Origin of the sequence: Bradyrhizobium sp. (assembly GCF_016462955.1) — a bacterium.
Classification (GTDB): Bacteria; Pseudomonadota; Alphaproteobacteria; order Rhizobiales; family Xanthobacteraceae; genus Bradyrhizobium.
This window is the reverse complement of the sequence record NZ_JAEMSD010000228.1, coordinates 989-9,601: the sequence shown is the minus strand read 5'-3', so window position 1 is coordinate 9,601 and position 8,613 is coordinate 989. Positions and strand designations below refer to the sequence as shown.

Here is an 8,613-nt window from a genome sequence, read left to right as displayed (position 1 = left end):
CCCTTGATGAAACCCTCTTCGGCCTGGATGCCCGGGTTGCGCGCGTCGGCCGAAAGCTCGATGCGCAGGCCGGTTGCGGACCAGGGCGTCGGTTTCGCATGAAGATGAGCAAGTGCCTGCAGCGCTTTGTCACGATTGGACTTTAGCGTGTTGACGCGCAGGTCCAGCGGCGCCCGGCTGGCCATCGCCGCCGCCTCCGCCGCGCGGGTCTCGCCGAACACTTTGGCAAGGTGCGGGTCGAGCCACTCCGGGTAATCGCCGGCAATCGCCGCAGGCGCGCCTTCGAGGGTCCGCGAGGCAAGCGCGGCCTGCTCGGCCTCGGTCAGCGGCGCCGGCGCAAACCGGCTGCCGTCGAACAGCGCGGCCATGGTCGCCGTGTCCATGTTGCGCTCGAGGCGGAGCATGCCGATCAGGCGCGCCCGCGCGGTATCGGAATCCATCAGGAACGCGCTCGAGGCGTAGCGGCGCAGCACGTCCCAGACGAGGCCGGCGATGGCGGCTCGGTCGCCCGAGCCGGCAAAGCGGTGCGCGGTGCCCCACTCCTTCAGCGCTTTCGCCGCAGGCACGCGGTCTCTCTCGATGGTGTCGATCAGTTCGATGGCTGCGGACAGCCGGGCAGCGGGGGTCATCTGGATTCTCTCAAGGGGCGCGCATGCGCCTAAGCGCGTTGCGATTAGGATGAATCGTCATCGCGCTTTAGGTTATTGTTTGAGCATGATCTTTTCGGAAAACCGCTTCACACTTTTCCGGATCATGCTCTAGGGGAATTTATAGGAGACTCCCGCGCGAACGACGTCGAGCGTCTGACGTCCGCGATGTTCCGACGCCGACAACACGGCCGGATTGGTCGAGGCCTGGGTCAGGACGTCGCGAACCCGGCCAAAATCATAATGCAGGTATTCGATTCGGCCGATCCAGTTGGGACCAAACGGCATCCATTCGGCACCGCCGCCGATGACGCCGCCGAACCTGTTGCTGGGAGTGGTCAGGAGGTCGGTCCGGGATCCACCCGCGCCGGTCAACACGGTCGACCATGTGCGCTCCATCCGAGCGAATGCAGGTCCGCCGGTGGCGTAGAGCAAGAGATTGTCGACCGGCAGCCAACCAAGGCGCGCGCGCGCGGTCGCCAGAAATTTGATCCTGTCGCCGAGCACGTCGGTCTGGCTGCCGCCGAAGCCAGGCTGCGTGACCGGCCTGGACGTTCCTTCGATATCGGCGAAGCTGGCATCGCCCTCCATGCCGGCGACCAGCCTTCCGAATTGCCAGTTATGACCGACATGCCCGCCGCCCAACCAGCCGCGCGAAACGATGCCGCCGGTCTGCTGACCGCTGGTGAAATCGATCACCTTGGTGAAATCATTATCCTGCCAGCCATAGCCCGCGTGGCCGCCGAGATAGAAGCCTCCCCAACCCGCCGGCAGCACAGGGGTCGCGGCTTTGGCGTAGCGCACGGGATCTGCAGGGAGTTGGTCGCCGAACTTGTAGGACACGCCGGCGCGCAGCACATCGACGCCATGGCTGGAGGCACGGTCCGTGTACGTTCCCACATTATTGGTGACCACGCTGTTCTCTGCGACCGTCCCGAATCCATAGTGGAGATATTCGAGCCGGCCGATCCAATTGCTGCCGGGCAGCCGGGCCTCGGCGCCGGCACCAGCGACCCAGCCGAAGCGGTCGACGGCGTCATAGGTCGTGGACGTCACCGCACCTGCAGGCGCCACGCTGGAAAAGCCTTCGGTCGTGGCGATGCGTTCCCAGCCGAGACCCGCGGTGCCATAAAGAAGCAAGCTTTCGCCCGCGGCCCAGCCGAGGCGTGCGCGCAACGAGCCGAGCGCTTCGATTTCCGGCTCCCGGCTCGACGTGATCGCCGCCGGCGGGTTCGCATACTGCACCTGGGCTCGCCCGCCGATGCGAGCGATGCTGAGATCGGCTTCGAAGCCGGCCACCACGCGGTCGAATTGCCAGTTGTAGCCGACATGGCCGCCATAAAGTCCGCCGCGCAGCTTCGGAAAGACGATATCGGCGGGCGGCGCGGCCGATACGGTGGCAGCTCCGTCGTTCCGGCCCCAGCCATAGCCGCCATGGGCACCGAGATAGAAGCCGGCCCACGAGGCGCCCGCGACAGCAGACGGCGCGGCAGCATAGGCGGCATTCACGCCACCCGGCGTGCCGAACTTGTAGGATAAGCCCGCACGCAGCACATCGAGCGTCTGCCGCCCGGCGCCATCTGTGCGCCAAATGTCTGGGAAACTCGACGTCACGACGGAGGTCGTCTGCGCGCCGCCGAAATCATAATGCAGATATTCGATGCGGCCGATCCAGTTCGGCCCGAACGGCATCGCCTCGATACCGGCGCCAGCGACCCAACCCAGGCGATCGAACGGTGTCGTGACGTCGGTGGTGATATTGAACGCCGGCACCGTCGATGCTCGCCTCTCCTCGAAACGTCCCCAGGCGAAGCCGGCGGTGCCGTAGAGCAGGACGCTGTCGTTCGGCAACCATCCGATGCGCCCCCGCGCCGTACCGAGATATTTGGCATGGTCGGATCGATCGAGCGTCTGCGGCCCGAACACGGTTATGGCGGATAAAGGCTGGGCGCTGCCGCGGATGTCGGCGGCGCTCCAGTCGATCTCTATTCCGGTGACGGCGCGGCCATATTGCCAATTGTAACCGGCGTGGCCGCCGACGACGCTGCCTTGCGATTTCGGTCCGTCGATGAACGGATGAGGATCAGCTTCGCTGATATATTCCCTGAAGCTGTTCTTGCCCCAGCCATAGCCGCCGTGGACGCCAAGATAGAAGCCAGCCCAGGATGTTGCGATCGCAGGCGGCGCCTTGGCTTGCATCGGCAGGTCCGCCGCCGGGGCGCTCGCCCCGAGCAAGAGCCAGGAGCAGCCTCCCAAAAACAATGTCCGCAGCATCAGTCCCAGCCTCGCACGTCCCATTCCAAACCGACGCGATCAGATCGCATCGGCATGGCAAGGATACCCAAGACCTCCTCCAAATACCGCATCTATTGCGGCTATTTGGACATTTTCCGCATAAAGTGTGTTTTAGGAGGCACAATCCGTAAAATTATCGGAATTTGCTTGGCCGAGCGCCGGATGCGCCCTTGCCCTGGGGCGCTGTTCGGCGACAATCCCGGAAAAGTTGCGAAATCTCAAGACGAGGCATTGATGGCGAGACTCGACGAAACCGACTGCCACCTCCTGTCGCTCCTGCAGGAGGATGACCGGCAGCCGCTGGCGACGCTCAGCGAGAAGATGGGCATTGCGATTTCGACCATCAACGACCGCATCAAACGACTGGTGCGAAACGGCATCATTTCGGGCTTCCACGCCCGGATCGCGCCGGAGGCGGTTGGCCTCGACCTGCTCGCTTTCATCATGGTGAGCTGGAGCAATCCGAAAGTCGAGCCGGCGTTCCTGGACAAAGTGAAGGCGTCGGCCGACGTGCTGGAATGCCACCACATCACCGGAGCCTGGAATTATCTCTTGAAGGTGCGCGTCGGCACCACGCGTGACCTCGAACGCTTTCTCACCGACACGATCAAGGCCGTGGGCGGCGTCGAGCGCACCGAAACGCTGATCGCGCTGTCGACGGCGAAGGAGACCTGGAAAGTCGGCATCGAGCGCCCGATGCCGAATTCGTCAAAGCAGGTGCAGTAGGGCCTCAGTGGCGGCGGCTAATACAGCGGCTCCTCGTACACCTTCTCCCCATCCAGCAGCAGCCGCTTGATCGCTGCCCGCCCCGAGGGCAGCACGGCGGCGACGATGCGGAGCTTCTGCTGGTTGCGGGCGTCCTCGAGCTTTTTGCCCTCGCCTTCGGGCACGAAATAGCTTTCGAGGCCGTATTTGATCGGCAGCTTGTCGCAGAACCTTCGGCGGTCGTCACCGCAGGAGCCGCCGTAATTGCCGACGCGGCCGCGGATCAGCACTTCGGCCGCGGTGACCGTGACGGGCTCGGCATGCACCGAGACCGCCTGATAAACGCCGTCGGCCTTGGGCGCGAGCTTGACGAAGACGATGGGATGGCGCGCGTCGGCGACCTTGCCTTTGAGGCTGCCTGCCGGCAGCTGCGAGATGTCGTAACTGAGCACGACATAGTCGCCGCGCAGGAGATCGCGGAGATCGACCGGCTGCATCTGCAAGGTGACCTCGACGCCGCCGCGCAGCATCTGCATGCGGCCAGTCAGCACCGGCAACGCTGATTGCAGCAGCACGGCGAAGGCGGCCCGGCTTCGAGATCGCGGCCACGACAGCTTACGCGGCGACGACGCTGAACGTGCAGCCGTCAAGCCTAGAGCTTCGGTTCTGATTGAATCAGAACCGAAGCTTCAGCTTCTTGTTTGACGCGTTTTCTTGACGCGAACCGGTGTCCACTTCACTCGCAAACGCTCTACAGCGCGATGCGATTAGGATGAATCGTCATCGCGCTTGAGGTTATTGTTTGAGCATGATCTTTTCGGAAAACCGCTTCACACTTTTCCGGATCATGCTCTAGGGGAATTTATAGGAGACTCCCGCGCGAACGACGTCGAGCGTCTGACGTCCGCGATGTTCCGACGCCGACAACACGGCCGGATTGGTCGAGGCCTGGGTCAGGACGTCGCGAACCCGGCCAAAATCATAATGCAGGTATTCGATTCGGCCGATCCAGTTGGGACCAAACGGCATCCATTCGGCACCGCCGCCGATGACGCCGCCGAACCTGTTGCTGGGAGTGGTCAGGAGGTCGGTCCGGGATCCACCCGCGCCGGTCAACACGGTCGACCATGTGCGCTCCATCCGAGCGAATGCAGGTCCGCCGGTGGCGTAGAGCAAGAGATTGTCGACCGGCAGCCAACCAAGGCGCGCGCGCGCGGTCGCCAGAAATTTGATCCTGTCGCCGAGCACGTCGGTCTGGCTGCCGCCGAAGCCAGGCTGCGTGACCGGCCTGGACGTTCCTTCGATATCGGCGAAGCTGGCATCGCCCTCCATGCCGGCGACCAGCCTTCCGAATTGCCAGTTATGACCGACATGCCCGCCGCCCAACCAGCCGCGCGAAACGATGCCGCCGGTCTGCTGACCGCTGGTGAAATCGATCACCTTGGTGAAATCATTATCCTGCCAGCCATAGCCCGCGTGGCCGCCGAGATAGAAGCCTCCCCAACCCGCCGGCAGCACAGGGGTCGCGGCTTTGGCGTAGCGCACGGGATCTGCAGGGAGTTGGTCGCCGAACTTGTAGGACACGCCGGCGCGCAGCACATCGACGCCATGGCTGGAGGCACGGTCCGTGTACGTTCCCACATTATTGGTGACCACGCTGTTCTCTGCGACCGTCCCGAATCCATAGTGGAGATATTCGAGCCGGCCGATCCAATTGCTGCCGGGCAGCCGGGCCTCGGCGCCGGCACCAGCGACCCAGCCGAAGCGGTCGACGGCGTCATAGGTCGTGGACGTCACCGCACCTGCAGGCGCCACGCTGGAAAAGCCTTCGGTCGTGGCGATGCGTTCCCAGCCGAGACCCGCGGTGCCATAAAGAAGCAAGCTTTCGCCCGCGGCCCAGCCGAGGCGTGCGCGCAACGAGCCGAGCGCTTCGATTTCCGGCTCCCGGCTCGACGTGATCGCCGCCGGCGGGTTCGCATACTGCACCTGGGCTCGCCCGCCGATGCGAGCGATGCTGAGATCGGCTTCGAAGCCGGCCACCACGCGGTCGAATTGCCAGTTGTAGCCGACATGGCCGCCATAAAGTCCGCCGCGCAGCTTCGGAAAGACGATATCGGCGGGCGGCGCGGCCGATACGGTGGCAGCTCCGTCGTTCCGGCCCCAGCCATAGCCGCCATGGGCACCGAGATAGAAGCCGGCCCACGAGGCGCCCGCGACAGCAGACGGCGCGGCAGCATAGGCGGCATTCACGCCACCCGGCGTGCCGAACTTGTAGGATAAGCCCGCACGCAGCACATCGAGCGTCTGCCGCCCGGCGCCATCTGTGCGCCAAATGTCTGGGAAACTCGACGTCACGACGGAGGTCGTCTGCGCGCCGCCGAAATCATAATGCAGATATTCGATGCGGCCGATCCAGTTCGGCCCGAACGGCATCGCCTCGATACCGGCGCCAGCGACCCAACCCAGGCGATCGAACGGTGTCGTGACGTCGGTGGTGATATTGAACGCCGGCACCGTCGATGCTCGCCTCTCCTCGAAACGTCCCCAGGCGAAGCCGGCGGTGCCGTAGAGCAGGACGCTGTCGTTCGGCAACCATCCGATGCGCCCCCGCGCCGTACCGAGATATTTGGCATGGTCGGATCGATCGAGCGTCTGCGGCCCGAACACGGTTATGGCGGATAAAGGCTGGGCGCTGCCGCGGATGTCGGCGGCGCTCCAGTCGATCTCTATTCCGGTGACGGCGCGGCCATATTGCCAATTGTAACCGGCGTGGCCGCCGACGACGCTGCCTTGCGATTTCGGTCCGTCGATGAACGGATGAGGATCAGCTTCGCTGATATATTCCCTGAAGCTGTTCTTGCCCCAGCCATAGCCGCCGTGGACGCCAAGATAGAAGCCAGCCCAGGATGTTGCGATCGCAGGCGGCGCCTTGGCTTGCATCGGCAGGTCCGCCGCCGGGGCGCTCGCCCCGAGCAAGAGCCAGGAGCAGCCTCCCAAAAACAATGTCCGCAGCATCAGTCCCAGCCTCGCACGTCCCATTCCAAACCGACGCGATCAGATCGCATCGGCATGGCAAGGATACCCAAGACCTCCTCCAAATACCGCATCTATTGCGGCTATTTGGACATTTTCCGCATAAAGTGTGTTTTAGGAGGCACAATCCGTAAAATTATCGGAATTTGCTTGGCCGAGCGCCGGATGCGCCCTTGCCCTGGGGCGCTGTTCGGCGACAATCCCGGAAAAGTTGCGAAATCTCAAGACGAGGCATTGATGGCGAGACTCGACGAAACCGACTGCCACCTCCTGTCGCTCCTGCAGGAGGATGACCGGCAGCCGCTGGCGACGCTCAGCGAGAAGATGGGCATTGCGATTTCGACCATCAACGACCGCATCAAACGACTGGTGCGAAACGGCATCATTTCGGGCTTCCACGCCCGGATCGCGCCGGAGGCGGTTGGCCTCGACCTGCTCGCTTTCATCATGGTGAGCTGGAGCAATCCGAAAGTCGAGCCGGCGTTCCTGGACAAAGTGAAGGCGTCGGCCGACGTGCTGGAATGCCACCACATCACCGGAGCCTGGAATTATCTCTTGAAGGTGCGCGTCGGCACCACGCGTGACCTCGAACGCTTTCTCACCGACACGATCAAGGCCGTGGGCGGCGTCGAGCGCACCGAAACGCTGATCGCGCTGTCGACGGCGAAGGAGACCTGGAAAGTCGGCATCGAGCGCCCGATGCCGAATTCGTCAAAGCAGGTGCAGTAGGGCCTCAGTGGCGGCGGCTAATACAGCGGCTCCTCGTACACCTTCTCCCCATCCAGCAGCAGCCGCTTGATCGCTGCCCGCCCCGAGGGCAGCACGGCGGCGACGATGCGGAGCTTCTGCTGGTTGCGGGCGTCCTCGAGCTTTTTGCCCTCGCCTTCGGGCACGAAATAGCTTTCGAGGCCGTATTTGATCGGCAGCTTGTCGCAGAACCTTCGCCGGTCGTCGCCGCAGGAGCCGGCGTAATTGGCAACGCGTCCGCGGATCAGCACTTCGGGCGCGGTGACCGTGACAGGCTCGGCGTGCACCGAGACCGCCTGATAGACGCCGTCGGCCCTGGGCGCGAGCTTGACGAAGACATCGGGGTGGCGCGCGTCGGCGACCTTGCCTTTGAGCGCGCCGGCAGCGACCAGAGAGATGTCGTAATTGAGCACGACATAGTCGCCGCGCAGGAGATCGCGGGGATCGACCGGCTGCGTCTGCAAGGTGACCTCGACGCCGTCGCGCAGGATCTGCATGCGGTCGGCCACCATGAGCACGAGCAACACAGATTGCAGCAGGACGGCGAGGCCGAACAGCACGGGTTTTGGGATGCGCCGCCCGAACGCGGCGAGCGAAGCGATCAGCCCGGTCATCGCGCGGCCCTCGGCAGCAGGCGGCCCAGCGCGGTGGCGAAGGCGACGGCGGCGATGCCCGCCACTGCCAGGAAGAGCGAGCGGTGCAGCAGCGAGCCCTTCACGGCCCAGGTGATGCCCGCGACCACGCCGGCGATGCCGAGCCAGCCCGCGACGATGCGCGGGCGCACGTCGTCGAGCATGCCCGATACGACGAGGCACAGCATGGCGCAGAGCAGCGCGGCATAGGCGAGCCAGGGCTCGCCGGAAGCAGGCGCCGGCCACAGCGGCGCGGCGAGCAGCACGAGGCCGATCGCGCCTGCCGCCAGGACTTCACCGGCGCGCCGGGTCAACGCGGCGGACACGAGAGCGAGGATCACGCCGGCAGCGCCGCACAGGATCGCCCAGGGGGGCTGGGCTGATGCCTTCGCGGTGCGCAGGCGGATGATGTCGTCGACCGTCGTCACCTCGAGGAAGGCGACGGCCGCCAGCGACAACGCGCCATAGGCGGACAGCACGCTGCCGAGGCGGAGCGCCCGCGGCGACGGCATGGCCGCGATCGCGAGCCCCGCGCCGAACAGCAGCGCCGCGCC

6 protein-coding genes and 2 pseudogenes are annotated in these 8,613 nt (G+C 64.6%); 2 read left to right on the top strand and 6 right to left on the bottom strand.

Going from position 1 to position 8,613, the window contains the following annotated elements; translation table 11 throughout:
* Together JHD07_RS21985 and JHD07_RS21980 are read right to left on the bottom strand one after the other, a co-directional pair.
* Positions 1 to 629, bottom strand: a pseudogene (locus JHD07_RS21985) (MFS transporter); the annotation flags it as partial.
* A 129-nt stretch (positions 630 to 758) separates the two neighbouring features.
* The gene (locus JHD07_RS21980; protein ID WP_291625700.1) at positions 759 to 2,846 is read right to left on the bottom strand and encodes a hypothetical protein; all 2,088 of its coding nucleotides are present in this window, start codon (positions 2,844 to 2,846) and stop codon (positions 759 to 761) included.
* A gap of 330 nt (positions 2,847 to 3,176) precedes the next feature.
* On the opposite strand from JHD07_RS21980, the gene JHD07_RS21975 reads away from it, so the two are divergent.
* Positions 3,177 to 3,668, top strand: a complete 492-nt coding sequence (locus JHD07_RS21975) for an Lrp/AsnC family transcriptional regulator (protein WP_291625698.1) — start codon at positions 3,177 to 3,179, stop codon at positions 3,666 to 3,668.
* Between the two features lie 17 nt (positions 3,669 to 3,685).
* Here the strand turns inward: JHD07_RS21975 and JHD07_RS21970 are convergent, their stop codons facing one another.
* Positions 3,686 to 4,222 carry a GDYXXLXY domain-containing protein gene (locus JHD07_RS21970; protein ID WP_366864978.1) on the bottom strand — a complete coding sequence of 179 codons (537 nt, stop codon included), beginning with the start codon at positions 4,220 to 4,222 and terminating at the stop codon, positions 3,686 to 3,688.
* Positions 4,223 to 4,499: 277 nt separating this feature from the next.
* Positions 4,500 to 6,587, bottom strand: a complete 2,088-nt coding sequence (locus tag JHD07_RS21965; protein ID WP_291625700.1) for a hypothetical protein — start codon at positions 6,585 to 6,587, stop codon at positions 4,500 to 4,502.
* 330 nt (positions 6,588 to 6,917) lie between these two features.
* Between JHD07_RS21965 and JHD07_RS21960 the strand changes: the two genes are divergently transcribed.
* Positions 6,918 to 7,409 (top strand): Lrp/AsnC family transcriptional regulator, encoded by a 492-nt coding sequence (locus tag JHD07_RS21960; protein WP_291625698.1) that lies wholly within the window; start codon positions 6,918 to 6,920, stop codon positions 7,407 to 7,409.
* Positions 7,410 to 7,426: 17 nt separating this feature from the next.
* On the opposite strand, the gene JHD07_RS21955 is transcribed toward JHD07_RS21960, so the two are convergent.
* On the bottom strand, positions 7,427 to 8,041 hold the full coding sequence (locus JHD07_RS21955) for a GDYXXLXY domain-containing protein (protein WP_291625696.1): 615 nt from the start codon (positions 8,039 to 8,041) through the stop codon (positions 7,427 to 7,429).
* Positions 8,038 to 8,613: pseudogene (locus JHD07_RS21950) on the bottom strand (DUF2157 domain-containing protein); the annotation flags it as partial. The pseudogene JHD07_RS21950 and the gene JHD07_RS21955, both read right to left, overlap by 4 nt.